The organism is Micromonospora halophytica (assembly GCF_900090245.1).
GTDB lineage: Bacteria > Actinomycetota > Actinomycetes > Mycobacteriales > Micromonosporaceae > Micromonospora > Micromonospora halophytica.
This window is the reverse complement of sequence record NZ_FMDN01000001.1, coordinates 524,925-551,603: the sequence shown is the minus strand read 5'-3', so window position 1 is coordinate 551,603 and position 26,679 is coordinate 524,925. Positions and strand designations below refer to the sequence as shown.

The following is a 26,679-nucleotide window of genomic DNA, read 5'->3' as shown; positions in this document are numbered from 1 at the left end:
AAGGCGTGTCTGACGTCTACGCCGAACCGACGACCGGAGCCGGTCCCGCCGCCCCGTCCGCCCTGGCGCGATACACCACGCTCCGCCTCGGCGGTCCCGCCGGCCGGTTGGAGGCCGCCGCCACCGCAGAGGAAATCGTACAAAAGGTGCAGGAGGCGCAGCGGCGGGACGATCAGGTCCTCATTCTCGCGGGCGGCAGCAACGTCGTGGTGGGCGACGCCGGCTTCCCCGGCACGGTCGTCCTGGTGCGGTCGCGGGGGCTGCGGGTGGTCGCCGAGGACGCCGACACCGTCACCGTACGGGTCGAGGCCGGTGAGCCCTGGGACGACCTGGTGGCCACCACCGTGGCCAACGGCTGGTCCGGACTGGAATGCCTCTCCGGCATTCCCGGATCGGCCGGCGCCACCCCGATCCAGAACGTCGGGGCGTACGGGCAGGAGGTCGCCGAGATCATCACCGGCGTCGAGGTGTACGACCGTCGCGACGGCCGCGTCGACCGGATCGACGCGGCGGACTGCGGCTTCGCGTACCGGTCCAGCATCTTCAAGTACAGCGACCGCTGGGCGGTGCTCACCGTCGACTTCCGGCTGCACCGCTCGCCGCTCTCCGGCCCGGTGCGCTACGCCGAACTGGCTCGGGCGCTCGGCGTGGAGGTCGGCGACCGGGTGCCGCTGGCCGACGCCCGGGCGACCGTGCTGCGGCTGCGCGCCGGCAAGGGCATGGTGCTCGATCCGGCCGACCCCGACACCTGGTCGGTCGGCTCGTTCTTCACCAACCCGGTGCTCGACCGGGAGGCGTACGAGCTGCTGCGCGAGCGTGCCGCCGACCTGGGTGAGCCGCCCTCCTGGCCCTGCCCGGGCGACATGGTCAAGGTCAGCGCTGCCTGGCTGATCGACAAGGCCGGCTTCGGCAAGGGCCACCCCGGCCCCGAGGGCACCGCGATCTCGTCCAAGCACACCCTCGCCCTCACCAACCACTCCGGCACCGCCAGCACCGGTGCCCTCGTCGCGCTGGCCCGCGAGATCCGCGACGGCGTCCACCAGCGCTTCGGCGTCCCCCTCCACCCCGAACCCGTCCTCGTCAACTGCCACATCTGACCCACCCCCTCGGAAAGGGGAGGACGAGGGCGGGGACGCTGTGGGGGTCAGCCGGGGGAGATGGCGGGCCAGGGGAGCGTGAGGTGGCCGTGACGCCAGTGGTGGGGACGGCCGAGCACCGGCCAGCCCGCCTCGCGTACGGCGGCGACCGCGCGTAGCCAGCGCTGGCGGGGGCCGAAGGGGGCGTAGCCGGCCGCCGACCGCCAGGCGTCGTCGAGGGCGCGGAGCAGGTCGTGGATCCGCTCGCCGGGAACGTTGCGGTGGATCAGGGCCTTGGGCAGGCGCTCGGCGAGCTGGGCCGGACTCTCCAGGGTGGTGAGCTTCGCGGCCAGGGTGAGCGTCCGCGGGCCCTCGGCGCCCACCAGCACCCAGCCGCCGAGCCGGCCCAGCTCGTCGCAGGTCCCCTCCACCAGCACCCCGCCGGGGGCGAGCCGGTCGGTGACCGTACGCCAGGCGTCGGCGACCTCGCTCTCGTCGTACTGACGCAGCACGTTGAACGCCCGGACCAGGGCGGGACGCAGCCCGGCCAACTCGAAGCCGCCCCGGGCGAAGGTCAGCCACGGCGGGTCGGCGGCGGGCGCGGCGGCGGCGACGCGTACCGGATCGATCTCCAGCCCGACCACCCGTACGTCGGGGCGGACCCCGGCGGCCAGCCGGGCGCGCAGCTCCACCGCGGTGACCGGCGTGGCGCCGTAGCCGAGGTCGACCACCAACGGTTCGGGGGCCGCGCGGAGCAGGTCGCCGCAGTTGTCGACGATCCAGTTGTCCACCCGCCGGAGCCGGTTGGGGTTGGTCGTCCCCCGGGTGACCACGCCGAGCGGCCGGGCCGGTGTCGCCCCCGTCCCGAACCGCCGGCCCGGGCTCACCGGGGCCGTCCCCGGTCGTGGCCGTGCGGCCTGCGGACCCGGCTCACTCCGCGTGCTTCACGGGCCGACCCGGTGCACCTTGTGCTGGGCGGCCTGGGCCAGCGGGCGGACGACGAGGCGGTCCACGTTGACGTGGTGCGGGCGGGTGGCGCACCAGGCGATGCAGTCGGCGACGTCCTCGGCGACCAGCGGCTCGGCCACCCCCGCGTACGTCGCGGCGGCCTTGTCGGCGTCGCCGCCGAAGCGGACCAGGCCGAACTCGTCCGTCTTCACCATGCCGGGGTCGATCTCGACCACCCGGACCGGCCGTCCGCAGAGCTCCAGCCGCAGCGTCCCGGCCACGGCGGTCTGCGCGTGCTTCGCCGCCGTGTAGCCGCCCCCGCCCTCGTAGACGGTGAAGCCGGCGGTCGAGGAGACGATGACGATGGTGCCGGCGCCGGACGCTTCCAGCGCCGGCAGCAGGGCCTGGGTGACCCGGAGCGTGCCGAGCACGTTCACGTCGTACATCCACTGCCAGTCGTCCACCGAGCCGGACTCCACCGGGTCCAGCCCGCGCGCGCCGCCGGCGTTGTTGACCAGGAGGGTGACCGGCCCGGGTGCGGCGGCCGCCGCGGCGGCCAGCCCGGCGACCGACTCGTCGGAGACGACGTCGCAGGCCACGGCGGTGGCCGTGCCACCGGCCGCCTCGATCTCCGCGACCAGCTCGGCCAGCCGGTCGGTACGCCGCGCGGCGGCCAGCACGTGGAAGCCCTCGGCGGCCAGCCGGCGGGCGGTGGCCGCACCGATCCCGCTGGACGCCCCGGTGACGATCGCGACTGAGGTCATCCGGCCATTGTCACCCGCCCGCCGAAGACGGCGGCGGAGGCCCGTCGATGAGGTCCGTCACGCCCGGCCCCCGCGAAAGAGCATGTCCGTTGGGCAATCGGGAAGATGACATCCGGCGTGGATGTTGACCGAGAAGCGCCGGTCGTGCGGGCGGCATCAACCGTGACAGAGGGAGCGGACGTGGCGGAGTTGCACACCGGTGTCGGCCGTCAGCGCTGTGCTCCGCCGTGGGCCCGTCCCCGCCGGATCGCCACGGTCTCCGTGCACACCTCGCCGCTGCACCAGCCGGGCACCGGTGACGCCGGTGGGATGAACGTGTACATCCTGGAGGTCGCCCGACGGCTCGCCGAGGCGGACGTCGAGGTGGAGATCTTCACCCGTGCCACCTCCGGTGACCTGCCCCCGGTGGTCGAGATGGCCCCCGGCGTGCACGTCCGGCACGTCACCGCCGGCCCCCTGGAAGGGCTGACCAAGGAGGAGTTGCCCGGCCAGCTCTGCGCCTTCACCGCCGGGGTGCTGCGCGCCGAGGCGGCCCGCGCCCCCGGCCACTACGACCTGATCCACTCGCACTACTGGCTCTCCGGCCAGGTCGGCTGGCTGGCCAAGGAACGTTGGGGAGTGCCGCTGGTGCACACCGCGCACACCCTCGCCAAGGTCAAGAACGCCCAGCTCGCCGCCGGTGACCGGCCGGAGCCGAAGGCCCGGGTGATCGGCGAGGAGCAGGTGGTGGCCGAGGCCGACCGGCTGGTCGCCAACACCCGCGTCGAGGCCCACGACCTGATCGGCCGGTACGACGCCGACCCGGCCCGGGTCGCCGTGGTCGAGCCCGGCGTCGACCTGGACCGGTTCCGGCCGGCCCCTGGTGACCGGGACGCCGCCACCGTCGCGGCCCGCCGCCGGCTGGGGCTGCCCACCCACGGGTACGTGGTGGCGTTCGTCGGCCGGATCCAGCCGCTCAAGGCTCCTGACGTGCTGATCCGGGCGGTGGCCGCGCTGCGCCGGCATGATCCCGCCCTCGCCGACGAGCTGACCGTGGTGATCTGCGGTGGGCCGAGCGGCAGCGGCCTGGAACGCCCCACCGCGCTGATCGAGCTGGCCGCCTCGCTCGGCATCGCCGACCGGGTGCGGTTCCTGCCCCCGCAGACCGGTGCGGACCTGCCCGCTCTGTACCGCGCCGCCGACCTGGTCGCGGTGCCGTCGTACAACGAGTCGTTCGGGCTGGTCGCCCTGGAGGCGCAGGCCTGCGGTACGCCGGTGGTGGCGGCTGCGGTGGGTGGTCTGGTCACCGCCGTCCGGGACGGGGTCAGCGGGGTGCTGGTCGACGGGCACGATCCGGCCGAGTGGGCCCGTACCCTCGCCCACCTGCTGCCCGACCGGGGCCGGCGGGCCCGGCTGGCCGTCGGCGCGGCCCGGCACGCCCGGAACTTCTCCTGGCAGCGGACCGTCTCCGGGCTGCTGAGCGTCTACGGGGAGGCGATCGCGGGGCACCGGGACCGGCTGTCGGCCCAGCTCGCCGGTGACGCGGCCCTGTCCTGCTCGTGGTGAGCCGGGCCACCTGTCGCCGTCGGGTGCGGGTGCCGGGCCGGCCGTAGAGTGGGTGCGATGAGCGCGAAGAGCGAGCTGGCCGCCCTGATCGAGGCCGTCTGCACCGAGCGGGAGCTGGACTGGGAATCGACCGGTGAGCACTCGTACGCGGTCACCCTGCCGGGTACGCACAAGCTCAGGACGGTCTGCAACCTGATCGTCGGCGAGCACGCGCTGCGGATCGAGGCGTTCGTGATGCGTCAGCCCGACGAGCGCCGCGAGGAGCTCTGGGCCTGGCTGCTGCAACGCAACGCCCGGATGTACGGGGTCTCGTTCTCGATCGACGCCGTCGGTGACGTCTACCTGACCGGGCGGGTCAATCCGGCCGGCATCGACGCCGACGAGCTGGACCGGCTGCTCGGCGCGGTGCTGACCTACTCCGACGAGTCCTTCGACACGATGCTGGAGATCGGCTTCGGCAGCTCGATCCGGCGGGAGTGGGAGTGGCGGGTCAAGCGGGGCGAGTCGACCGCGAACCTCGCCGCCTTCGCCCACCTCTTCGAACCGTCCTCCGGAGGTTCGGACCGGTCCTGACGGGTATGCCGCACCGCTGCGGTGCGGCGTTGTGGGACCCGCCGCAGGCCGAGGACGGACTGTCGAGGAGCGTGCCATGGCTCAGCGGAACAGCTCAGGTCGCGGCGCAACGGCGACCAGGACGAAGCGTCAGGCGGGCAACCAGACCCCGAACACGCCGGGGATCTCCGAGTCGGAGATTTCCCGGATGAAGGTGGACGACATCCGTGGGCAGCTGCGGCGGCGCGGTGTCCCGGGCATCTCCGCGCTGCGCAAGCCCGAGCTGGTGAAGACGCTGGCGCGGACCCTGCGGGCGGAGGGCGGCGCGGGCGGGGCGGCCCGGCGCGGCACCGGCCCGGCCGGCCGCGCGCCGGCGAAGAAAGCCGCCGCGACGAAGACGACGGGTGCCCGGAAGGCGACCCGGGCGAAGGCCGCGCCGGCTCCCGCCCGCAAGGCGGCGGCCCCCCGGAAGACCACCACGGCGGCGGCCCGCCGGTCGACGACCACCCGGGCGACGATCGGGGCGAAGAACGCGCCCGCGAAGGCGGCGAAGTCGGCCCCGTCGCGCGCCAAGTCCACCACGACCCGCGCGAAGTCGGCCCCGTCGCGCGCGAAGGCGGCCCCGGCCCGGTCGGCGTCCACGGCGACGGGCAGGCGTACCGGCCGGTCCACCGCCCGGTCGGTACGGTCGTCGCAGCTGATCAGTTCGCCGGCGGACCGTCCGGAGCGCCCCGGTCGCAGCCTGGTCACCACCAACCACGAGGTGATCCGGAACTGGGCGCGGGCCCGGGGTGCCAGGCCGGCCACGATCGCCGGTACCGAACGCAACGGCCGGCCGGGGGTGCTCACCTTCGAGATCCCGGGCTATCGGGAGAGCAGTCGGGTGCAGGTCATCACCTGGGACGACTGGTTCCGGACATTCGACGCGCGGCGGTTGAACCTGATCTATCAGGAGCAGCTGCGTGACGGGCGGCAGAGCAACTTCTTCCGGACCGAGTCACCCGACCGGGAGGACGCCTGAGGTTTAGGGGAATGCTCGACGGGAACGCCATGTTTCCCACCTCCGAGGCCCGGAGCGGGGTGGCCGATCGGGACGCCGGTGCTGTGACCGGCGAGACAGCGATCCAGGTTGAATCCGGAATCCGGGCGAACTAACTTTATTGCACCGCGCCACGCTCGGAACCGTTCGGGGGAGCGGCGGATCGATCAGATCCATGCACCGAGCGAGGCGCCGAACGGGTGGAGCACATCGTTGGGGGACGGTGCCACCCGTGGAACCGGCGGCGCGAGCGGGCGACGCTTACGGGGGTGAGTGTCGCCCGCCGCCGCCGGGCAAGCGGTGCGAGCGCCCGCTCCGACCACGGTCGGGGCGGGCGCTTCGCCGTTGCCGGGTTCCCCCTCGATCGACTCCGTTGCGCCGAAGTGGCGGTGTCCGGGCGGGCCGGATCCGCGATGTCGCCGCCATGGCGTCGGTGGAGCTCCGAGAGCCTCCGCGAGGCGGCGGGTGGGGAGGCGGTGCGCGTACTCAGGAAGGGGCCGCGGCGGCCTCGGCCGCCGACGGCCGCACGACGGTCACCGGCGTGACCGGCTCCGCCGCCCGGCGGAGCTTGGCGGCATGTCGCTCCCGGGCCGGGCCGGAGACCAGGTGGGCGACCGCCATGAGGCCGCCGATCGCCGCGCAGGCGGCCCAGAGGGTGGCGTTGCCGGCGTGCTCCCGGACCAGGCCGCCGGCCACCGGCGCCACCGCGCCGGCCACCTGCCAGGAGAGTGAGAAGGCGCCCTGGTAGCGGCCACGCAGCTCGGCGGGAGAGAGTTCGGCGATCAGGGTGGCGTTGGACGGCGAGTTGAGCATCTCGCCGATGGTCCAGATGAGCACGGTGAGCCCGTAGAACCAGGCCGTCTCGGCGAACGCGGTGAGGCCGAAGCCGACCCCCATCACCAGCGCGGCCAGGGCGAGCACGTGCGACCGGCTCCGCCCCTCGATCAGCCGGGGCACGAAGAGTTGCCCGACCACGATCAGGACGCCGTTGAGCGCGATCACCGAGCCGTAGGTGGCGGGACTCAGGCCGGAGTCGCCCATCGCGATCGGCAGCATCGAGATGTGCTGGAGGAAGACCAGCGCGCCGAACAGGTTGAGCGTCACGAAGCCCAGGAAGACCCGGTCGGTGAGGATGGTCCGCAGCGCCCCGACCGGGGCCGGGCCGCCCCTGGTCACGGTGGGGGCGGTGGCCCGGCGGGTCTCGCCGACCCGAGCGAAGATGATCAGCGCGGTGACCAGCGTGGTGACCGCGTCGACCACGAAGAGCAGCAGGTAGCCGGACTGTGCGGCGAGCCCGGCGAGGACGGCGGCGCAGGCGAAACCGAGGTTGATCGCCCAGTAGTTCAGGGAGAAGGCGCGCAGCCGGTCGGCCGCCGGCACCACGTCGACCATCATGGCCCCGAACGCCGGTCGGGCCGCCTCGGCGAACAGGCCGAGCAGCAGCGCCCCCACGGCCACCGTCCACAGCGGCCGGGCCAGGCCGAGCGCCAGCATCATGGTGGCCGCGCCGAGATGCGCGGTGAGCAGGGTGGGGCGGCGTCCCCACCGGTCGGCGAGGGTGCCCCCGACGGTGGTGCCGACCGCGCCGCCGATGCCCCAGAGCCCCAGCACCAGGCCGGCCTGGGCGTCGGAGAAGCCGCGCTCCCGGGTGAGGTAGATGGCGAGGAAGATCAGGACGAACGAGCCGAGCCGGTTGATCAGGGTGCCGGTCCAGAGGTACCAGAAGGTCCTCGGCAGCCCGCCCGTCGTGTCCCGGAACCAGCTCCGCATCGTCCGCACGCCCGCGCCCCCGCTCAGGTAATGACCGCCGTCTGTTCAGCGCCTTACAACCTAGTGTCCGGCCGAATCACCGGTCACCGGTTTTTCCACGTGGTGGTCGTCACGACCGCTGACCGCGTGTCCTCCGGTGAGGTGCGGCAGGATGATCGGCATGACTGCGAGCGAAGGGCCCACCGTCGGGACGCTGGTCCTGCTGCGGCACGGCGAGAGCGACTGGAACGCCAAGAACCTCTTCACCGGCTGGGTCGACGTCGACCTGACCGAGAAGGGCGAGAAGGAGGCACGACGCGGCGGCGAGCTGCTGCGCGAGCACAGCCTGCTGCCGGACGTGGTGCACACCAGCGTCATGCGGCGCGCGATCCGCACCGCCGAGCTGGCGCTGAACGCCGCCGACCGGCACTGGATCGCGGTGCGCCGGTCGTGGCGGCTCAACGAGCGGCACTACGGCGCGCTGCAGGGCAAGAACAAGAAGCAGACCCTGGAGGAGTACGGCGAGGAGCAGTTCATGCTCTGGCGCCGGTCGTACGACACGCCGCCGCCGCCGATCGCGGACGACGACGAGTGGTCGCAGGTCGGCGACCCGCGGTACGCGCTGCTGCCGACCGAGCTGATGCCGCGTACCGAGTGCCTCAAGGACGTCGTCGAGCGGATGCTGCCGTACTGGTACGACTCGATCGTGCCGGACATCCTGGCCGGCCGCACGGTGCTCGTCGCCGCGCACGGCAACTCGCTGCGCGCCCTGGTCAAGCACCTCGACCAGATCAGCGACGAGGCGATCGCCAAGCTGAACATCCCGACCGGCATCCCGCTGCGCTACGACCTCGACCCGAACCTGCGTCCGCAGGTGCTGGGCGGGACGTACCTCGACCCGGAGGCCGCCAAGGCCGCCGCCGCCGCGGTCGCCAACCAGGGCCGCTGACCAGACGACGAAGGCCCCCGGGACCCGGGGGCCTTCGTCGTGCCCGGGTCAGTTGGGCGAGGGCGAGCTCTCCCCGGTGATCAGGTAGACCACCTGCTCGCCGGCGTTGACCGCGTGGTCGGCGAAGCGCTCGTAGAAGCGGCCGAGCAGGGTGGCGTCGATCGCCGTCTCCACTCCGTACGGCCAGTCCTCGCCGAGCAGCACGCCGAAGAGGCTCTTGTGCAGGTCGTCCATGGCGTCGTCGTCACGGTCCAGCTCGGCGGCGAGGTCCGCGTCGGGGCTGGCCAGCACCTTGGCGATCTTCTCGGCCATCCGGTCGGCGATGGCGGCCATGTCGGTGAAGACCGGCCGCAGCTCGGCCGGCACGGCCGGCGAGGGGTGCCGGCGCAGCGCCGTCTTCGCCACATGGTCGGCCAGGTCGCCCATCCGCTCCAGGTCGGCTGCGACGTGCAGCGCGGTGATCATGGCGCGCAGGTCGGAGGCCACCGGCGCCTGCCGGGCGAGCAGGTCGCAGACCCGCTCCTCGACCTGACGGTAGAGGTCGTCGATCTCGGCGTCCCGTGCGATCACGGCCTCCGACGCCTCGCGGTCGGCCTTGAGCAGGCCGCGGGTGGCCCGGTGCATGGCGGCGCGCACCCCCTCCGCCATGTCCACCAGCAGTTGGCTGACAATCTGCAGGTCGGCCCGGAACTCGTCGCGCATCGTCACTTCCTGGGTTCGGTGTTCGCCGGAGATCCGGCGGGTGTGGTCAGCGGTGCGCGGCCCACCGTAGGCCGAGGGAGCGGACCCGAGGTGAACTCCGGTGAACGACGCGGGACCCGAAAGTGAACTTCTGCGGAAGTGAGGGTGGTTCGTCCCGGTCTGGGCGTTCCTCAGGTTAACAATGACCCTACGATCGCCGGGTGGAATGGGTGGTGGCCGCCGTGGTGGCCCTGGCACTGGTGACCGGGCTGGTCGCCGGGCTGCTGCTGTCCCGGGCCCTCGGGTCGTGGCGACGCCGGGCGGCGTCGTCGGGGAGCCGCGGCTCCCGATGGAGCATGGGGAGGCTCGCGATTCCCGACAACCAGCAGGGCGGGCTCTCCGGACTCGGCCGCAAGACGATCGACTCGCTGCGCGCCGGAGTGGTCGTGCTCGACCCGGACGACGCGCCGGTCCTGGTCAACCCGGCCGCCCGGGCGATGGGGCTGCTGCGCACCGGCGGCACGCCCGGCTCCATCGCCGCCCACCCGTTGATCCGTACCCTGGCCGGGCAGGTGCGTCGCACCGGCGTGCGGCGCGAGATCGAGCTGGACCTGCCACGCGGCCGCGACAACGCCGGGGAGAACCCGCTCGGGGTGCACCTGCGGGCGATGGGCCTGGGCGCCGGCTACATCTCCGTCGAGGCCGTCGACGTCACCGAGTCGCACCGGCTCGCCCGGGTACGCCGCGACTTCGTGGCCAACGTCAGCCACGAGCTGAAGACGCCGATCGGCGCGCTGCAACTGCTCGCCGAGGCACTGCTGGACGCCACCGAGCCGGCCTCCGCCACCGCGCCCGACCTCTCCGAGGACCTGGTCGCCGCCCGCCGCTTCGCCGAGCGGATCCAGCACGAGTCGACCCGGCTGGGCCGGCTGGTGCAGGAGTTGTTGGAGCTGACCCGGCTCCAGGGGGCCGAACCGCAGCCGGCGCCCGAGCCGGTCTCCGTGGACTGGGTCCTCGCCGAGGTGCTCGACCGGACCCGGACCACGGCCGCCGCCCGGGACATCCAGGTGGTCACCGAGGGTGAGAAGGGGCTGACCGCGTACGGCAGCGACAGCCAGCTCGCCACCGCCGTGGCGAACCTCGTGGAGAACGCCGTCAACTACTCGGGCGAGGGCACCGTCGTCCGGGTCGCCACCCACGCCGACGACGACCACGTCGAGATCGCCGTCACCGACCAGGGCATCGGCATCGCCCCGAACGACGTGGACCGGATCTTCGAGCGGTTCTACCGTGCCGACCAGGCCCGCTCCCGCTCCACCGGTGGCACCGGCCTGGGCCTGGCCATCGTCAAGCACATCGCCAGCAACCACGGCGGACGGGTGGAGGTGTCGAGCACCCTGGGCGGGGGTTCGACGTTCACCCTCCGGCTACCCGCGAGCCCCCCGGACGACCTGGAGACGATACTGCCGTCGGCTGGGATCGAGGCCGGCCCGGCCGAGCTCCGGCAGGTCTGACCAAGGAAAGGAAGCACCCCGTTGAGCCGCGTACTGGTGGTCGAGGACGAGGAGTCGTTCTCCGACGCCCTGTCGTACATGCTTCGCAAGGAGGGCTTCGAGGTGTCGGTCGCCGCGACCGGCCCCTCCGCCCTCACCGAGTTCGACCGGACCGGCGCGGACATCGTCCTGCTCGACCTGATGCTGCCGGAGATGTCCGGCACCGAGGTCTGCCGGCAGCTGCGGCAGCGCTCGCACGTGCCGATCATCATGGTCACCGCCCGGGACAGCGAGATCGACAAGGTGGTCGGCCTGGAGATCGGGGCCGACGACTACGTCACCAAGCCGTACTCGCCGCGTGAGCTGGTCGCCCGGATCCGCGCCGTGCTGCGCCGGCAGAGCCCCGAGGTCGCCGAGTCGGGCGCGCCGACGCTGGCCGCCGGCCCGGTGCGGATGGACATCGAGCGGCACGTGGTCACCGTCGACGGTGCCCCCGTCCAGCTCCCGCTCAAGGAGTTCGAGCTGCTGGAGCTGCTGCTGCGCAACGCCGGCCGGGTGCTGACCCGGGGCCAGCTCATCGACCGGGTCTGGGGCGCCGACTACGTCGGCGACACCAAGACGCTGGACGTGCACGTGAAGCGGCTGCGCTCCAAGATCGAGCCGGAGCCGTCCGCGCCGCAGTTCATCGTCACCGTGCGCGGCCTCGGCTACAAGTTCGAGCCGTAGGCCGCCGTCGACCCGGTCAGCCCTCGCTGGCCGGGTGCGGGGCGACCTGGCCCTGCCGCAGCCGGCCCGTGCACAGCTCGGCGAGCTTCGCGTACGCGGGCGCGCCGATCAGGGCGGTCAGCTCCGGGCCGTACGAGACGTACATCGGGTCCGCGCCGACGTGCGCGTCGGTGGACGAGGTGCACCACCAGTCCAGGTCGTGCCCGCCCGCGCCCCAGCCCCGCCGGTCGAACTCCGACAGGCTGGACACCAGCACCTTGGTGTTGTCCGGCCGCTTGTGCCACTCCTGGTCCCGGCGGATCGGCAGCTGCCAGCAGACGTCCGGCTTGTACTCCAGCGGGTGCACCCCGTCGCGCAGCGCCTGGGCGTGCAGCGCGCAGCCGCCCCCGGCGGGGAAGTCGGCGTCGTTGAGGAACACGCACGGCGCGTCGACGTCACGGGTGGCGGTACGCCGGGCCGGGTTCTCGCCGTCGATCGTGTCGTTCTCGGTCCAGTTCTTGAAGCCCTTGCGGAAGTGCTGCCAGGTGGCCGGGGTGAGCCGCCTGACCGCCGCGCGGACCCGCTTCTCGTCGTCCGCGTCGGTGAAGAACGCCCCGTGCGAGCAGCAGCCGTCGGCGGCCCGGCCGGCGACGATGCCGTGACAGCCCCGGCCGAAGACGCACGTCCAGCGGGACAGCAGCCAGGTCAGGTCGGCGCGGACCACGTGCGTGGCGTCGGCCGGGTCGACGAACTCGATCCACTCGCGCGGGAAGTCCAGCCCGACCTCGCGGCTGCGCGGGTCGTCCGGGTCGTCCACCAGCACGTGCAGTTCCACCTGGCTCGTCACCCGGACCAGCGTACGCGGGGTGACGGTGCCCGGCCGGTGAGCCGCACGAATGTGTTGGCCCTAGGGTCGACACCATGCGACTGGGTGTCCTCGACGTCGGCTCCAACACGGTGCACCTGCTGGTGGTCGACGCCCACCACGGCGCGCACCCCTGGCCGGCGCACTCCGAGAAGGTGGTGCTCCGGCTGGCCGAGCAGATCGGCCCGGACGGCGCGCTGACCGAGGAGGGCGCCGACGGCCTGGTCAAGGCGGTCGGCATGGCGCGTACCGCCGCGGCCGGGCTGGACGCCGACGACCTGCTGGCCTTCGCGACCAGCGCGGTCCGCGACGCCACCAACGCCGCCGAGGTGCTGGCCCGGGTCCGCGACACCACCGGCGTACGCCTGGAGGTGCTCTCCGGCGCGGACGAGGCGCGGATGACCTTCCTCGCGGTGCGGCGGTGGTTCGGCTGGTCGGCCGGGCGGCTGCTGGCGATGGACATCGGTGGCGGCTCGCTGGAGCTGGCCGCCGGCATCGACGAGGATCCCGACGTGGCGATCTCACTGCCGTTGGGTGCCGGGCGGCTGAGCCGGGAGCGGTTGCGGGTCGACCCGTCGGGCCTGACGCCGCCGTCGACGGAGGCGGTGGAGGAGCTGCGGGAGTACGTCGACGAGCTGCTCGATCCGGTGGTGGAGAAGCTGACCGAGGTGGGCTGGGAACGGCCGGTCGCCACCTCGAAGACCTTCCGGATGCTGGCCCGGCTCGCCGGCGCGGCCCCGTCCGGCGCGGGGCTCTGGGCCCGGCGCAGCCTCACCCGGACGGGCCTGCGGCAGGTGCTCGGCTTCATCCGGCACATCCCGCCGGCCCAGCTGCCCGAGTTGGAGGGGGTCAGCGCGCAGCGGGCGCACCAGCTGCTCTCCGGGGCGGTGGTGGCGGAGGCGGTGATGCGCCGGCTGGACGTGGCGTCGGTGGACATCTGCCCGTGGGCGCTGCGGGAGGGAGTGATCCTGCGCCGGTTGGATCAGCTGGAGCCGATGTGACGCTCAGCAACCGAAGTGGGCGGTTTGCGGATGCTCGTCCTGAAGCGGTGCGGTGGGCAGGGTTACCCTGATGGGTGTGACTTCCCGCGTCCCCGTGCTCCTCTCCAGTTCCTCGGTCTTTCCTGAGCGGACCGCGGCGGCCTTCCAGATGGCCGCCGCGCTCGGCTACGACGGTGTCGAGGTGATGGTCTGGACCGACGCCGTCAGCCAGGACACCGGCGCGCTGCGCGGCCTCGCCGAGCACTACGGCGTGCCGGTGCTCTCGGTGCACGCGCCCTGCCTGCTGGTCACCCAGCGGGTCTGGAGCCCCGACCCGTGGGAGCGGCTGCGCAGGTCGGCGGAGCTGGCCGAGACGCTGGGGGCGCCGACCGTGGTGGTCCACCCGCCGTTCACCTGGCAGCGCGACTACGCCCGCACCTTCGCCGACGGGCTGGACAGGATCGCCCGTCAGCATCCCGACCTGCGTTTCCCGGTGGAGAACATGTACCCGGTGCGGATGGCCGGCCGGCAGTTCGTCCCGTACGTCCCGGGCTGGGACCCGACCGAGGCCGGGTACGCCTCCTACACCCTGGACCTGTCGCACTGCGCCGCGTCGCACAGCGACGCGCTGGAGATGGCGGACCGGATGGGTGCCGGCCTGGCGCACGTGCACCTGGGCGACGGCACCGGCGAGGGGCGCGACGAGCACCTGGTGCCCGGCCGGGGCGGTCAGCCCTGCGCCGAGCTGCTGCGCTCGCTCGCCGGCCGGGGCTTCACCGGCTCGGTGGCGGTCGAGGTCACCACCCGGGGCGCGAAGAGCCGCGAGGTCCGCGAGGCGGACCTGCGCGAGTCCCTCGAATTCGCCCGCGCCAACCTCACCGCCCCCTCCCCGGTAACCCCCTGACCCCGCCCCCGCCCTCCCGCCCTGGGTACCTCCGGTGATCAAGAGGTTTGTGCACGGTTCCGGGCCTCCGGAGTACGCAAACTTCTTGATCACCGGCACTGTCCGGCAGGGTGGGGGGTGGGTCGGGTCAGCTGACGGGGGTGAGGGGGGCTTCGGGTTGGGTGGGGACGGGGAGTTGGTCGCTGACGGCGGCGCGTTTGCGGGCCCGGTGGGCGGCCACGTGGGAGCGGGTGGCACAGCGCTCCGAGCAGAACCGGCGGCAGCAGTTGGACGAGGTGTCCAGGTAGACGTTGCCGCAGCGCTCGTCCGCGCAGACCCCGAACCGGGCGCTGCCGTACTCGCAGAGCCAGACCGACAGGCCCCAGACCGCGCCCGCGAGGTATTCCGCGCTGACCGAGGCGCCCCGGCTGGTCACGTGCATGTGCCAGTCGCTGGAGTCGTGGCCGGAGATTCGCGGCTGCACCGGGAACGCCTCCAGCAGGGTGTTCAGTTCGACCACCGCCTGGCCGTCGCGCCCCGAGGTGCCGTAGTCGAACACGTCGCGCAGGCGCTTCTGCGCCCGCCGGAAGATCGCCAGATCCCGCTCCGAGACCTCGTCGCGCATCCACGCGTTCTCGTCCGGAAAGAGGGCCCGCAGGTCGTCGAGGTCGTCCAGACGGGCGTTGACGAGATCAACGCCGGTCCGGGCGTACGCGTCGAAGTTCACGACACCAACCGTAGACGACTCAACAGGCGCGCGGCGCGTCGATGTAGTGCGGCAGGAACCGTGCGTATCCGTCCGTGACGAGGCTCTCGCTCTCCCGGATGCCGACGCCGGCCGACTCGCCGTCGACGATCCAGCTCCCCAGCACCATGTGGTTGCCGGCGAACTCCGGCAACGCCCGGAACTCCTGGTAGCAGTAGCCCTCGTCGCCGTAGATGCCCGGACTGGTGAACTCGGTGTCGCCGGTGACGATGCGCACCGAGCCGCCCTCCCGGCCGAGCAGCGGCTTCGCCACGTACTCGGTCATCTGACGCGGCGAGTCCAGGTACGCCGGGAGCAGGTACTCGTGGCCCGGGTACAGCTCCCAGAGCACGGCGAGCAGCGCCTTGTTGGACAGCAGCAGCTTCCAGGCCGGCTCGATCCAGGTGGTCGGGGTGCCCGGCTCCAGCGCCGGTGGGCCGTACGGCTCGGCCAGCATCCACTCCCACGGGTAGAGCTTGAAGCAGGTGGTCACCGGCCGGTCCTCGGCGTCGACGAAGCGCCGGCCGTCCCAGCCGATGTGCTGGATCGGCAGGAGCGTCACGTCCAGTCCGGCCTGCCGGGCCGTCTCGGCGAGGTAGCCGGCGGTGATCTGGTCCTCGCCGGACTCCTCCTCGTTCGACCAGCACACGTGCACCCGCCGGTCGTGCAGCCCGGCGCCGATCCTGGCCCAGGCCCCGACCAGCCGCTCGTGCAGGCTGTTCCACTGGTCGGCGTCGGGGTGCGTCCCCTCCAGCCAGTACCACTGGATGATGCTCGCCTCGACCAGCGAGGTGGGGGTGTCGGCGTTGTACTCGAGCAGCTTCGGCGGCCAACTGCCGTCGTAGGCGAGGTCGAAGCGGCCGTAGAGGGTCGGCGGCTGCTCCCGCAGTGACCGGGCCACCGCCTCGGCGGCCCAGGCCGGGATGCCGAACTCGGCGTACCGGTTGCGGGCGACGATGTGCTCGGCGGCGGCGACCGACATCCGGTGCAGCTCCTCGGTCGCCTCCTCCAGCCGCAGCACCTCGGCCAGGTCGAAGGCGTACGCCGCCGTCTCGTCCCAGTACGACATGGTGTCGCCGTCGGGCAGTTCGGTGGTGGCGTAGACCAGGCCCTGTTCGAGGATGGTGGCCTCCCAGCCCGGACGGGGGGTGGCCGCCTCGCGTCGCACCTCAGCCGCCGCAGGAGGCGAGGTGGGTGCCGAAGCCGCCCCGCTCCGGCACGGCGGTGGCCGGGGGTCGGGGCTCGGTGCGCCCGGCCCCGACGGTGACGGTCGGCACCCGCATCGCCAGCGCGACCGTGTCCCCGCCGCCGCCGACCGGCCCGAGGGCGCAGTCGTCATCGTCGTCGTCGGAGGACATGTTGCAGCCGGACAGGGCGAGCGCCAGGGCAGTGAGCGCGCCGAGCTGCACGGAGGCGGACCGGAGCCGGCGGCGAGGGTGTCGTTCCACGTTCATGGTTGTAACCGATGGATGCCACCGGCGCGCTCCCCCGAACGGGGCCTGTCAGGCGCCCGGAACCCGATGGCCGGTGCTCCGGCCGCCCCCGGGCCGACGACGGTCGGCGGGCGTTACGCTCGGCTCATGCTCCGTTCCGTCATCCTCGCCGCCTCCCGGTCATCCCAGGTGGAGCGGCTCATCGCGACGGCCCCGTTCACCCGGGACGTCGTCCGCCGGTTCGTCGCCGGCAGCGGCACCGACGACGCGTTGCGCGCGACCCGCGAACTCGTCGCCGACGGCCTCGCGGTCACCCTCGACAACCTCGGTGAGGACACCGTCACCGCAGAGCAGGCCACCGCCACCCGGGACGAATACCTCACACTGCTGCGGATGCTCTCCGGTGCCGGGCTCACCCCGGCCGCCGAGGTGAGCGTGAAGCTCTCCGCGCTGGGCCAGAAGTTCGACGAGCAACTGGCGTACGACAACGCCCGGGCGATCTGTGCGGCGGCCGACGAGGCCGGCACCACGGTCACCCTGGACATGGAGGACCACACCACCACCGACTCGACGCTGGACATCCTGGCCAAGCTCCGCAAGGACCACCCGTCGACCGGCGCGGTGCTCCAGGCGTACCTGCGGCGCACCGAGTCCGACTGCCGTGAGCTGGCCGGCGCCGGGTCCCGGGTGCGGCTCTGCAAGGGGGCGTACAAGGAGCCGGAGTCGGTGGCGTACCAGTCCGCCCGCGAGGTGGACAAGTCGTACGTGCGCTGCATGAACGTGCTGATGTCCGGGGCCGGCTACCCGATGCTGGCCACCCACGACCCGCGTCTGATCGCCATCGGCGAGGACCGGGCCCGGTGGTTCGACCGCAGCCCGGACCGCTTCGAGTTCCAGATGCTGTACGGCATCCGGCCGGAGGAGCAGACCCGGCTGGTGGGCGAGGGGTACACGGTGCGGACCTACCTGCCGTACGGCGAGGACTGGTACGGCTACCTGATGCGCCGGCTCGCCGAGCGGCCGGCGAACCTGATGTTCTTCGGCCGGGCCCTGATGTCGAGGACGTAGGCCGGACGTCCGGGGGCACGGCGACTCCAGCGCCCACTGGCCGTCGTACGCGCCCGCCGATTCGGCACGCGAGTGGCGCTGGCCGGGATCACCCGATCGGCCGTACCCTTCGCCGGTGACTGACGGGCCGGCGACCGACGTGGCGGACGAGCCGGGGCCGGGCGAGCCCGCGCCGGGCATCCGGATCGACGCGCCTCCACCCGTAGCCGAAACCCCGACCTCCGTCCCGGCCCCGGATCCCACCCCGGCCCCGGACGTGGCTGCGGGCCCGGCCCCTGGGCCGGCCGGGCGCGTACGCCGGCGGTGGTGGGGCTGGGCGGCGCTCGCGACGGTCCTCGTGCTGCTGGCCTGCGGCGTGCCGGCGGCACTGCTGACCGGGCTGGCGGACCGGGACGCCGGCCGTTCCGCGACCGGCCGTCCCTCCGCCGCGTCGGACGATCCCGCGACCCTCGCCGCCCGGCGGGTCGCCGAGCGGCTGACCGCCCAGCTCGACCGGCAGGCCGTCGCGCTGCTCGGCGGGGACCGGGCCGGCTTCCTCGCGGTCGCCGACCGGGGCGCCCGGGCCGAGCTCACCCGTCGCTTCGCCGCGCTGCGGGCGCTGCGGGTCTCCGTCTGGCACGCCGAGCCCCAGGGCCTGCCCACCCCGGTCGCCGGGCGGCCGGGCCAGTGGCGGCAACTGGTCGCCTTCCGGTACTGCCTCGTGGTGCCGGACTGCACGCCGAGCCCGGTGCTGGCCGCCACCCGTTGGCGGGAGGGCGGCGACGCGCCGCTGCTGCTCGCCGTCGAGGAGTCCCGCTCGGCGCGGACCGGCGCCCGGCCCTGGGAGGTCAGTGAGCTGGTGGTGGCCGTCGGCGCGCGGACCGTCGTCGCCACCACCCCGGCGCTGCGGGGGAAGCTGCCCGGCCTGCTCGCCGAGGCGGAGGAGGCGGCGAAGGTGGCCGACCGGTACGCGGTGGCCGGCCCACCCCCGGACCGGTACCGCGTCTTCTACGCCGGCCGGGCAGAGTGGCGACGCTGGTACGGCGGTGGTCGCCCGAAGTGGACCGCCGGGTACGCCGTCAGCGTCGGCGGTGGCCACCACGAGGTGGTGCTGAACGCCGACGCGCTGTCCGCCTCCGGCCGGGGCGAGCTGCTGCGGCACGAGCTGACCCACGCCGCCTCGCTGCCCGACCGGGGCCATCCCGGCCGGCCGACCTGGTGGCTGGTGGAGGGGTTGGCCGAGTACGCCGGGGCCGACGGCGCGCGGGTGAGCCGCTACGACGGGCTGGACGAGGTCCGGCGACTGGTCACCGGCGGCTGGGACGGCCGGCTGGCGGCGCTCGCCCCGGCCGACACGGCACCGGCGGACCGGGTCGGCGGCAGCTACGGCGTCGGCTACCTCGCCGTCCGTCACCTGGTCGACCGGTACGGCGAGCAGCAGGTGCTGGCCTTCTTCCGGTCCGTGGTGCACGACCGGCGGCCGGTGGAGGAGGCGTCCGAGCAGGTCCTCGGCGAGCGGTGGTCGACGCTGCACGACGAGTGCGTCGGGTACGTCCGGTCGGTGGCCGGGTGACGGCGGCGGCCGCTCCGCCGGTGGCATCGACGCCGGGCTAGGGTTGGCCGGTGCGCCGCACCGACTCGCCGCGGCCCCTGACAGCCACGCGGCCCCGCCTGCTCACCGCCCTGCTCGCCGTCGTCGCCCTGACCGGCGGCACCGCCGCCTCGTGCGGCGACGAGAAGTCCGACGTCGCGCTCGCCCCGGCGTCCCGCGCTGCCGTCGCCGAGGTGATCGACGCCCCGGCCACCGTGACGGCCCGCGCCGCCGCCACCGTCACCGCCCCCGCCGACGGCACCCTGGCCAGCCTCCGCGTCCAGCCCGGACAGCGGGTGCGGCGGGGCCAGGTGCTCGCCGTGGTGAGTTCGCCGTCCGCCCAGGAACGGCTCCGCCAGGCCCGCGAGGCGCTGCGGGCCGCCGACCGGGCCGGCCGGGGCGTCGCCGTCGGCCACCTGGGCACCCGCCGGCGCGGTACCGACCGGGCCGCCGACGAGGCGTTCGACGCCGCCCGCGAGGCCGCCGGAAAGATCGCCGACCAGAAGGTACGCGACGCGCTGCTGGCCCAGGTCACCTCCGCGCAGCGGCAGTACGCCGCCGCCGCGCGTACCGCCGACGAGGCGGTCCGGTCGGTGCAGCGGGGCGTCGCCGGGCTCAACTCGGCCGTCGGCGCGCTGTCGTCGGCGCAACGGCTGCAGGCCCGCCAGGCGTACGACCTGGCGAAGGCGACCGTCGACGCGCTGACCCTGCGCGCCCCGATTCCGGGGGTGGTGCAGCCGGGCGGCACCCCGTCCGGGGGCGGCGCCGATCTGTCGGCCCTGCTCGGCGGGGGTCAGCTTCCGGCCGGTCTCGATCCGTCGGCGCTCGGCCCGACCCGCTCCGGACCGCCGCCGGGGGTGGACGACGCGATCCCGGCCGGCGGCCGGGTCACCGCCGGCACCCCGATCCTCACCGTCGTGGACACCGGCGCGCTCGGCCTGCTCGCCGAGGTGGACGAGACGGACGTGCTGCTGGTCCGTCCCGGCCTGACCGCCACGGTGGAGTTGGACGCGGTCACCGGCGCCACGTACGACGCCACGGTCCGCTCGGTCGACGTGCTGCCCAGCAGTTCGGCGCGGGGTGGGGTCAGCTACCGGGTGCGGCTCGCCCTCGGCGCGGGCCGGCTCGGTGATCAGGAGGCGGCCCCGGCGCCCCGCCCCGGCATGAACGCCGTGGTCCGGCTGCGGGTGCGCGAGGCCACCGACGCGGTCACCGTCCCCGCCTCGGCGGTCTTCTCCGCCGACGGCCGGGACGCCGTCTGGCTGGTCCGGGACGGCCAGGCGGACCGGGTGGCGGTCACCGTGGGCGTGCAGGGGCCGGACCTGGTGCAGATCCTCGACGGGGTGCAGGCCGGCGACCAGGTGGTGGTACGCGGGGCCGACCGGGTCACCGACGGCCAGGAAGTCCGGTGAACCCCGCTCCTGCGATCGAGGCCGTCGACGTGTCCCGCACGTACCAGCTCGACGGGGTGTCGGTGCCGGCGCTGCGGGGGGTGACGCTGACCGTCGCGCCCGGCGACTACGTGGCCCTGGTCGGGCCGTCCGGCTCCGGCAAGTCGACCCTGATGCACCTGCTCGGTGGGTTGGACCGGCCGACCGGCGGCCGGCTGGTGATCGGCGGCCGGGACGTGCACACCCTCTCCGCGCCGGAGCTGGCGACGCTGCGCAACGAGACCATCGGCTTCGTGTTCCAGGCGTTCCACCTGCTGCCGCGTACCTCGGCGGTGGACAACGTGGCGCTGCCGCTGGTGTACCGGGGGGTGGGCGCGCGGCAGCGGCGCGCTCGGGCGGCGGCGATGCTCGGTCGGGTCGGCCTCGGGCACCGGCTGGAGCACCGGCCCAACCAGATGTCCGGCGGGGAGCAGCAGCGGGTGGCGATTGCCCGTGCGCTGGTCACCGACCCGACGGTGCTGCTCGCCGACGAGCCGACCGGCAACCTGGACACCGCGACCGGTCAGGCGGTGCTGGCCCTGCTGGAGCAGCTCAACGCCGAGTCGGGGGTGGCCCTGGTGATGGTGACCCACGACAACGAGGTGGCGGCCCGGGCCCGGCGGCGGATCGCGATGCGGGACGGGGTGGTCGTGTCGGACACCGCCGGCGCGGCGTCACCTGCGACGACGTGGCAGGAGGCGGCGGGTCGGGACCGGGTGCGCGGCGAGGCGGACCCGTCCCGGGCGACCGGGCCGGTCGTTCATGATCGACCGCTGTCGGACGCCGGAGACGGACCTGAGACACTGGGGGCCGCTCCCAGCGCGGAGCCCCGGTCCGCGTCCGGAAGCGGCCCGGGGCACCCGTCCGGTGGCTCCGGTGGCGCCGCCGGAGCCACCGGGCGCCTTCCGCGCGAGCCGGCGGCCGGGGGTGCGGCGTGAGGGTGGCCGAGGCCTGGCGGGTGGCGCTGGACGCACTGCGCGCCAACCGGATGCGCAGCGCGCTGACCATGCTCGGCGTGATCATCGGGGTGGCCTCGGTGGTGCTGCTCGTCGCCATCGGCACCGGCACCAAGCAGAAGGTCGAGCAGCAGGTCGAAGGGCTCGGCTCCAACCTGCTGCTGGTGGTTCCCGGCCGGATCGAGGTGGGCACCGCCCCGGTGGTGTCGCCGCTGACGCTCAAGGACGTGGACGCGGTGTCCCGGGTGGTCGGTGACCCCGACCGGGTCGCGGTCACCATCGCCTCCGGCGCGACCGCCCGCGCCGGCAACCGCTCCGACTTCACGACCGTGCAGGGGGTGCTGGAGACCACTCCGACGGTCTTCACCCGGTCACTGGCCCGGGGGCGCTACCTGACCGGCGCGGACGTGGACACCAGCCGCCGGGTGGCCGTGCTCGGGGACTCGGTGGCCCGCGCCCTCTTCCCGGACCGGGAGCCGCTCGGCCAGCAGGTGACGCTCGCCGGGGTCCGGTTCCGGGTGATCGGCGTCTTCACGCCGCTGGGGCAGAGCCTCGGTGTCGACCGGGACGACGAGGTGCACGTGCCGGTCACCGCCGCGCAGCGGCTCTGGGGCACCCAGCGGGTGGACGGTATCGCGGTGAAGGCCCCGGACCGGGAGCGGATCGACGAGTTGGGCGACCGGATCGTCGCCGAACTGTCCCGCCGGCACCCGGACACCGAGTTCAGCGCGGTCACCCAGCAGCAGATCCTCGGCGTGCTCGGCGACATCCTGGGCGTGCTCACCGGCGTGCTGGCCGCCATCGCCGGCATCTCGCTGCTGGTCGGCGGGGTCGGCGTCTCCAACATCATGCTCGTCTCGGTACGGGAGCGGACCCGGGAGATCGGCCTGCGCAAGGCGGTCGGCGCGCGTCCCCGGGACATCGGCGTGCAGTTCCTGCTGGAGGCGGTGCTGCTCACCGCGATCGGCGGGCTGACCGGCATGGCCCTCGGGGTGGGCGCCGCGCTGCTGGTGGACGCCGTCTCGCCGATCCCGGCGGCGATCACCTGGTGGTCGCTGGCGCTCGCCTTCGGGGTCTCCGCGGCGGTGGGCATCGTCTTCGGGGTGGTCCCGGCGCAACGGGCCGGTCGCCTGGACCCGGTGGTCGCGTTGCGTGCCGAGTGACCCGCCGCCGGTCGCGGCAACGGGACGGGACGCGCTTTCGGGTGGATGACGGCAGGTCACGACCGGGTGAACAACGGCTCGGGCATGATCAGTTGTACGAAGGGATCGCGCCGGTCACAGCCGCCCCGCTACCGTACTGGTTACACGCGCGTTGTCGGCCGGGCGGGATCTCCACCTCGGGTGGCACGCGCCGGGCATGGGATGGGTCGGGTGAGCCATGGCCGGGTCACAGTCCGACGGTCGGCTGTCGGATGTCAGGTTCCTGACCGTCGCCGAGGTGGCGTCGGTCATGCGGGTGTCCAAGATGACGGTCTACCGCCTGGTGCACAGCGGTGAGCTGACCGCGGTCCGGGTCGGCCGCTCGTTCCGGGTGCCCGAGCACGCGGTGCACGACTATCTCCGGGGCGCGTTCCAGGAGACCGCCTGACCGGTGTCGAGTGCGACGTAACGGGCATCGACGGGGGCGCGTTGGTCCTGCTGATGCTCTCCGGCTACCCTGGAGTCGACCGTGACCGCAACGCCGGTGTGCCCCGACGCCACCAGGCTGGTCCGGTTCCGTTGTCCGCAAGCGGTCGCCGGCGCCACCGTCGTGGTGCCACCCGTCCGCCCCGCACGTTGCATTGAAAGGCTGTCGTATGGGCTCGGTGGTCAAGAAGCGCCGCAAGCGCATGGCTAAGAAGAAGCACCGCAAGCTGCTGCGCAAGACCCGCGTCCAGCGTCGCCGTCTCGGCAAGTGACCGGATGCCGGGCCACGGCCCGGCATCCGGCACCACTTGCCAGAACCGTCGACCCTCGGAGGCTCAGGTGATCAGGCCGCGGACGTCCCGGCTCGGTCCCGCCTGCCGGTCAAGGCGTTCTCGATGACCCCCGGTGGCACCCCAGGTGCTCCGGGGGTCGTCGTCGTGACCGGGGTCGGCCGCTACCTCGGCGCGCACGTCGCCGCCCGGCTCGCCGCCGACCCCCGCATCGAGCGGGTGATCGGCGTCGACCCCACCACCCCGGGCCCCGAGTTCACCGACCTGCTCGACCGGGTCGAGCGGGTCCGCCTCGACCTCGGCTCCCTCGCCGGCCTCCTCGCCGACCTCGACGTCGACGCCGTGGTGCACCTCGCGCTGGTCAGCGCCCCCGACCCGCAGCACGGCGGCCGGACGGCGATGAAGGAACAGAACGTCATCGGCACCATGCAACTGCTCGCCGCCTGCCAGCGGGCACCCCGGCTGCGCAAGCTCGTGGTCCGCTCCTCGACCGCCGCGTACGGCGCGTCCTTCCGGGACCCGGCGGTCTTCACCGAGGAGACCGAGCCGCGCGAGGTGCCACGCGGCGGTTTCGGCCGCGACATCCTCGACATAGAGGGGTACGTCCGCGGGTTCCGCCGTCGCCGGCCCGACGTCACCGCCACCGTGCTGCGCTTCGCGCCCTTCATCGGCTCCACCGCGGACACCACGCTCACCCGCTACTTCTCCCAGCCGTTCGTCCCGACCGTCTTCGGGCGGGACCCGCGCCTGCAGTTCGTGCACTTCGACGACGCCCTGGAGGTGCTGCACCGGTCCATCGCCGAGGACCATCCGGGGACGTACAACGTCGCCGGGCCGGGGGTGCTCTCCCTCTCCCAGGCGATCCGGCGGGCCGGCCGGGTCGCCGTGCCGGTGCTGGAACCGGGCCTCTCCGGGGCCGCCGCGCTCGCCCGCAACCTCGGCTTCGGCCGTTACGGCCTCGACCAGGTCGACCTCTTCGTGCACGGCCGGGTGGTGGACACCAGCCGGCTGGAGCAGGAGTACGGCTTCACCCCGCGATCCACCGCCGCCGCGTTCGACGACTTCATCCGCGCCCACCACGGCGGCGTGGTGCTCACCCGGGACACGCTCGCCGCCGCCGAGCAGTTGGTGATGGAGAGCATCCGCCAGGTCCGTTCAGCCGTACAGGAGCGTTCGTGAGCAGGTCCGACGAGCGCCCCGAGGGCCGGTACGACGTACCGCTGACCGTGGCCGGGCCGGACGCGCAGCCGGCGCGGCGCAACGGGCACCGGCGCACCACGAAGGCCGCCGCCCCCGCACCGGCGGCGCGGGACGAGCCGGACACCTCGGCCACCGACGAGCCGGTCCGCGCCCCCGCGACGGCCGACGGGCCGGACCCGGCCGATCGGCACCCGGACGAGGTGCCCGGGCGTGACGTGCCGGTCGGTTCCGGTGCCGACGAGCCGGAGCCGGTGGCCGCCATCGACGAGTCGCCGACCGGTGGGTCGCCGGAGGGGCCGGCGGTGCCGGACCGGGCGGGGGACCACTGGGACCGGAAGGTCGCCGCCGGGCTGGCGTTCCTGCGGCGACGGCTCGCCGGCGAGTACGAGGTCGACGAGTTCGGCTTCGACCCGGAGCTGACCGACGCGGTCTTCCATCCGCTGCTGCGCCGGCTGTACCGGGACTGGTTCCGCACCGAGGTCACCGGCCTGGAGCACGTGCCCGTCCAGGGTGCCGGCCTGGTGGTGGGCAACCACTCCGGCACCGTGGCGCTGGACGCGATGATCCTCTCCACCGCCCTGCACGACCAGCATCCCGGGCACCGCTACCTGCGGCTGCTCGGCGCGGACCTGGTCTTCCGGATGCCGGTGGTCTCCGAGATCGCCCGCAAGACCGGCGGCACGGTCGCCTGCAACCCGGACGCGGAGCGGCTGCTCGGCGGCGGGGAACTGGTCGGCGTCTTCCCGGAGGGCTTCAAGGGCATCGGCAAGCTCTACTCCGACCGGTACAAGCTGCAACGCTTCGGCCGGGGCGGGTTCGTGTCGGCGGCGCTGCGTACCGGCACCCCGATCGTGCCGGTCGCCATCGTCGGGGGCGAGGAGATCTACCCGATGCTCGCCGACATCAAGCCGCTCGCCCGGCTGCTCAAGCTGCCGTACTTCCCGGTCACGCCGACCTTCCCGTGGCTGGGCCCGCTGGGCATGGTGCCGCTGCCGAGCAAGTGGCTGATCGAGTTCTGCCCGCCGATCCCGACGGCGCACCTGACCGACTCCGCCGACGACCCGCTGGTCGTCTTCAACCTCGCCGACCAGGTCCGCGAGACCATCCAGCACACCCTCCACAAGCTGCTGGAACGCCGCCCCGACCCGTTCGGCCCCTGACCCGGGGCAGTGCGGGCGCGGGTCGTGGCCCGGTCACCCGCGTGGTCGGTCAGACCCCGGCGCGTCGGCGGCGGTGCAGGGCCATCCCCGCGCTGACCGCGCCGGCGAGCAGCCCGGCCGCGGCGGTCGACGGTACGGCGATCTTGACCGCCCGCCGGCCGGTCCGGAAGTCCCGCACCTCCCACCCCCGGTCCCGGGCCTGCCGCAGCAGCGTCCCGTCCGGATTGATCGCCACCGCCCGGCCCACGGTGGAGAGCATCGGCAGGTCGTTCGCCGAGTCGCTGTAGGCCGCGCAGCGGGACAGGTCCAGCCCTTCCACTGCGGCGAGCTGGGTGACCGCCTCCGCCTTGGCCGGGCCGTGCATCAGGTCGCCGACCAGCCGCCCGGTGTACGCGCCGTCGACCACCTCGGCCACCGTGCCGATCGCGCCGGTCAGGCCGAGCCGGGTCGCGATCACCCGGCCGATCTCCACCGGGGCGGCGCTGACCAGCCAGACCCGCTCACCCGCGTCGAGGTGCCGCTGGGCGAGGCGGCGCGTACCGGCCCAGATGCGGGGGGCCATCAGCTCGTCGAAGATCTCCTCGGCGAGCCGCTCGATCTCGTCCACCCGCCAGCCCTCGATGAAGGCGAGGGCCGCCTCCTTGGCCTGCGACATGTCCCCGGCGTGCTCGGTGGCGAGCAGCCGGAACCGGGCCTGCTGCCAGGCGAACCGGGCCAGATCGGCGGTGGTGAAGTACTTGCGGGCGGCGAGCCCGCGGGCGAACCAGTAGATCGAGGCGCCCTGCATCATCGTGTTGTCCACGTCGAAGAAGGCCGCGGCGCTCGGATCGGGGGCCACCGGGACGGCCGGCTCGGCCTCCGCCCAGCCGGCGGTGTGCCCGTGGACGTCGGTGCTGACCGTGACCTTGCGGGACCGGACCACGGCGACCTCCCTCCGTACGACGACCGCGCCTGTCCCTGAGCCTAGTCG

The 26,679-nt window shown here is 73.8% G+C and carries 27 protein-coding genes; 18 read left to right on the top strand and 9 right to left on the bottom strand.

What is annotated here, in order from left to right; translation table 11 throughout:
* Positions 1-5: 5 nt before the first annotated feature.
* A complete protein-coding gene (locus GA0070560_RS02585) occupies positions 6-1,097 on the top strand; it encodes a UDP-N-acetylmuramate dehydrogenase (protein ID WP_091290736.1) in 1,092 nt (363 codons plus the stop codon).
* Between the two features lie 47 nt (positions 1,098-1,144).
* On the opposite strand, the gene GA0070560_RS02580 is transcribed toward GA0070560_RS02585, so the two are convergent.
* Complete coding sequence (locus GA0070560_RS02580; protein WP_091290733.1) at positions 1,145-1,963, bottom strand: O-methyltransferase; 819 nt, start codon at positions 1,961-1,963, stop codon at positions 1,145-1,147.
* A 57-nt stretch (positions 1,964-2,020) separates the two neighbouring features.
* On the bottom strand, positions 2,021-2,788 hold the full coding sequence (locus GA0070560_RS02575; RefSeq protein ID WP_091290730.1) for an SDR family NAD(P)-dependent oxidoreductase: 768 nt from the start codon (positions 2,786-2,788) through the stop codon (positions 2,021-2,023).
* A 180-nt stretch (positions 2,789-2,968) separates the two neighbouring features.
* Between GA0070560_RS02575 and mshA the strand changes: the two genes are divergently transcribed.
* The 3 genes from mshA to GA0070560_RS02560 all read left to right on the top strand — a co-directional run bounded on the left by mshA (position 2,969) and on the right by GA0070560_RS02560 (position 5,906).
* Positions 2,969-4,333 carry a D-inositol-3-phosphate glycosyltransferase gene (mshA, locus tag GA0070560_RS02570; RefSeq protein WP_091290727.1) on the top strand — a complete coding sequence of 455 codons (1,365 nt, stop codon included), beginning with the start codon at positions 2,969-2,971 and terminating at the stop codon, positions 4,331-4,333.
* A 57-nt stretch (positions 4,334-4,390) separates the two neighbouring features.
* Entirely contained in the window at positions 4,391-4,906 is a 516-nt protein-coding gene (locus tag GA0070560_RS02565) for a type III secretion system chaperone family protein (RefSeq protein ID WP_091290723.1), read from the top strand.
* A 76-nt stretch (positions 4,907-4,982) separates the two neighbouring features.
* Entirely contained in the window at positions 4,983-5,906 is a 924-nt protein-coding gene (locus GA0070560_RS02560; RefSeq protein ID WP_091290719.1) for a hypothetical protein, read from the top strand.
* A gap of 504 nt (positions 5,907-6,410) precedes the next feature.
* On the opposite strand, the gene GA0070560_RS02555 is transcribed toward GA0070560_RS02560, so the two are convergent.
* On the bottom strand, positions 6,411-7,703 hold the full coding sequence (locus GA0070560_RS02555; protein ID WP_091290716.1) for an MDR family MFS transporter: 1,293 nt from the start codon (positions 7,701-7,703) through the stop codon (positions 6,411-6,413).
* Positions 7,704-7,854: 151 nt separating this feature from the next.
* Between GA0070560_RS02555 and GA0070560_RS02550 the strand changes: the two genes are divergently transcribed.
* Complete coding sequence (locus GA0070560_RS02550) at positions 7,855-8,622, top strand: phosphoglyceromutase (RefSeq protein WP_091290922.1); 768 nt, start codon at positions 7,855-7,857, stop codon at positions 8,620-8,622.
* 48 nt (positions 8,623-8,670) lie between these two features.
* Here the strand turns inward: GA0070560_RS02550 and phoU are convergent, their stop codons facing one another.
* Complete coding sequence (gene phoU / locus GA0070560_RS02545) at positions 8,671-9,324, bottom strand: phosphate signaling complex protein PhoU (RefSeq protein WP_091290714.1); 654 nt, start codon at positions 9,322-9,324, stop codon at positions 8,671-8,673.
* Between the two features lie 200 nt (positions 9,325-9,524).
* On the opposite strand from phoU, the gene GA0070560_RS02540 reads away from it, so the two are divergent.
* Together GA0070560_RS02540 and GA0070560_RS02535 are read left to right on the top strand one after the other, a co-directional pair.
* Positions 9,525-10,817, top strand: a complete 1,293-nt coding sequence (locus tag GA0070560_RS02540) for a sensor histidine kinase (RefSeq protein WP_170839245.1) — start codon at positions 9,525-9,527, stop codon at positions 10,815-10,817.
* Positions 10,818-10,838: 21 nt separating this feature from the next.
* Entirely contained in the window at positions 10,839-11,522 is a 684-nt protein-coding gene (locus GA0070560_RS02535) for a response regulator transcription factor (RefSeq protein WP_091290711.1), read from the top strand.
* 16 nt (positions 11,523-11,538) lie between these two features.
* On the opposite strand, the gene GA0070560_RS02530 is transcribed toward GA0070560_RS02535, so the two are convergent.
* Positions 11,539-12,348 carry a DUF3109 family protein gene (locus tag GA0070560_RS02530; RefSeq protein ID WP_170839244.1) on the bottom strand — a complete coding sequence of 270 codons (810 nt, stop codon included), beginning with the start codon at positions 12,346-12,348 and terminating at the stop codon, positions 11,539-11,541.
* Between the two features lie 74 nt (positions 12,349-12,422).
* Here GA0070560_RS02530 and GA0070560_RS02525 point away from each other — a divergent pair, with 74 nt between their 5' ends.
* On the top strand, positions 12,423-13,367 hold the full coding sequence (locus GA0070560_RS02525; protein WP_091290707.1) for a Ppx/GppA phosphatase family protein: 945 nt from the start codon (positions 12,423-12,425) through the stop codon (positions 13,365-13,367).
* A 76-nt stretch (positions 13,368-13,443) separates the two neighbouring features.
* On the top strand, positions 13,444-14,250 hold the full coding sequence (locus GA0070560_RS02520) for a sugar phosphate isomerase/epimerase family protein (RefSeq protein ID WP_170839243.1): 807 nt from the start codon (positions 13,444-13,446) through the stop codon (positions 14,248-14,250).
* A 127-nt stretch (positions 14,251-14,377) separates the two neighbouring features.
* Here GA0070560_RS02520 and GA0070560_RS02515 read toward each other — a convergent pair whose 3' ends face one another.
* Genes GA0070560_RS02515 through GA0070560_RS02505 form a run of 3 tightly spaced genes read right to left on the bottom strand, consistent with a single transcriptional unit; the run spans position 14,378 to position 16,422 of the window.
* Positions 14,378-14,956 carry a CGNR zinc finger domain-containing protein gene (locus GA0070560_RS02515; RefSeq protein WP_091290700.1) on the bottom strand — a complete coding sequence of 193 codons (579 nt, stop codon included), beginning with the start codon at positions 14,954-14,956 and terminating at the stop codon, positions 14,378-14,380.
* 19 nt (positions 14,957-14,975) lie between these two features.
* Positions 14,976-16,142, bottom strand: coding sequence for a glutathionylspermidine synthase family protein (locus tag GA0070560_RS02510; RefSeq protein ID WP_091290697.1), 1,167 nt, complete (start codon positions 16,140-16,142; stop codon positions 14,976-14,978).
* Position 16,143: 1 nt separating this feature from the next.
* Positions 16,144-16,422: a hypothetical protein gene (locus GA0070560_RS02505; RefSeq protein ID WP_245675314.1), complete on the bottom strand. Its 279-nt coding sequence runs from the start codon at positions 16,420-16,422 to the stop codon at positions 16,144-16,146.
* A gap of 132 nt (positions 16,423-16,554) precedes the next feature.
* Between GA0070560_RS02505 and GA0070560_RS02500 the strand changes: the two genes are divergently transcribed.
* The 9 genes from GA0070560_RS02500 (at position 16,555) to GA0070560_RS02460 (ending at position 25,709) form a co-directional block, all read left to right on the top strand.
* Positions 16,555-17,475, top strand: a complete 921-nt coding sequence (locus GA0070560_RS02500) for a proline dehydrogenase family protein (protein ID WP_091290690.1) — start codon at positions 16,555-16,557, stop codon at positions 17,473-17,475.
* 115 nt (positions 17,476-17,590) lie between these two features.
* Positions 17,591-19,027, top strand: coding sequence for a hypothetical protein (locus GA0070560_RS02495; protein ID WP_211565730.1), 1,437 nt, complete (start codon positions 17,591-17,593; stop codon positions 19,025-19,027).
* Between the two features lie 50 nt (positions 19,028-19,077).
* The gene (locus GA0070560_RS02490) at positions 19,078-20,457 is read left to right on the top strand and encodes an efflux RND transporter periplasmic adaptor subunit (protein WP_091290687.1); all 1,380 of its coding nucleotides are present in this window, start codon (positions 19,078-19,080) and stop codon (positions 20,455-20,457) included.
* Positions 20,454-21,413 carry an ABC transporter ATP-binding protein gene (locus tag GA0070560_RS02485; RefSeq protein ID WP_091290685.1) on the top strand — a complete coding sequence of 320 codons (960 nt, stop codon included), beginning with the start codon at positions 20,454-20,456 and terminating at the stop codon, positions 21,411-21,413. Before GA0070560_RS02490 ends, GA0070560_RS02485 begins: the two co-directional genes overlap by 4 nt.
* Positions 21,410-22,594 carry an ABC transporter permease gene (locus GA0070560_RS02480; protein ID WP_091290682.1) on the top strand — a complete coding sequence of 395 codons (1,185 nt, stop codon included), beginning with the start codon at positions 21,410-21,412 and terminating at the stop codon, positions 22,592-22,594. Before GA0070560_RS02485 ends, GA0070560_RS02480 begins: the two co-directional genes overlap by 4 nt.
* Positions 22,595-22,811: 217 nt before the next feature.
* The gene (locus GA0070560_RS02475; protein ID WP_091290679.1) at positions 22,812-23,021 is read left to right on the top strand and encodes a helix-turn-helix domain-containing protein; all 210 of its coding nucleotides are present in this window, start codon (positions 22,812-22,814) and stop codon (positions 23,019-23,021) included.
* A 208-nt stretch (positions 23,022-23,229) separates the two neighbouring features.
* Positions 23,230-23,331 (top strand): 30S ribosomal protein bS22, encoded by a 102-nt coding sequence (locus tag GA0070560_RS02470; protein WP_007465623.1) that lies wholly within the window; start codon positions 23,230-23,232, stop codon positions 23,329-23,331.
* 123 nt (positions 23,332-23,454) lie between these two features.
* Positions 23,455-24,528 carry an NAD-dependent epimerase/dehydratase family protein gene (locus GA0070560_RS02465; RefSeq protein WP_091290675.1) on the top strand — a complete coding sequence of 358 codons (1,074 nt, stop codon included), beginning with the start codon at positions 23,455-23,457 and terminating at the stop codon, positions 24,526-24,528.
* Between the two features lie 281 nt (positions 24,529-24,809).
* A complete protein-coding gene (locus GA0070560_RS02460) occupies positions 24,810-25,709 on the top strand; it encodes a lysophospholipid acyltransferase family protein (RefSeq protein WP_091290910.1) in 900 nt (299 codons plus the stop codon).
* 49 nt (positions 25,710-25,758) lie between these two features.
* On the opposite strand, the gene GA0070560_RS02455 is transcribed toward GA0070560_RS02460, so the two are convergent.
* Entirely contained in the window at positions 25,759-26,631 is an 873-nt protein-coding gene (locus tag GA0070560_RS02455; RefSeq protein ID WP_091290673.1) for an HAD family hydrolase, read from the bottom strand.
* Between the last annotated feature and the right edge of the window lie 48 nt (positions 26,632-26,679).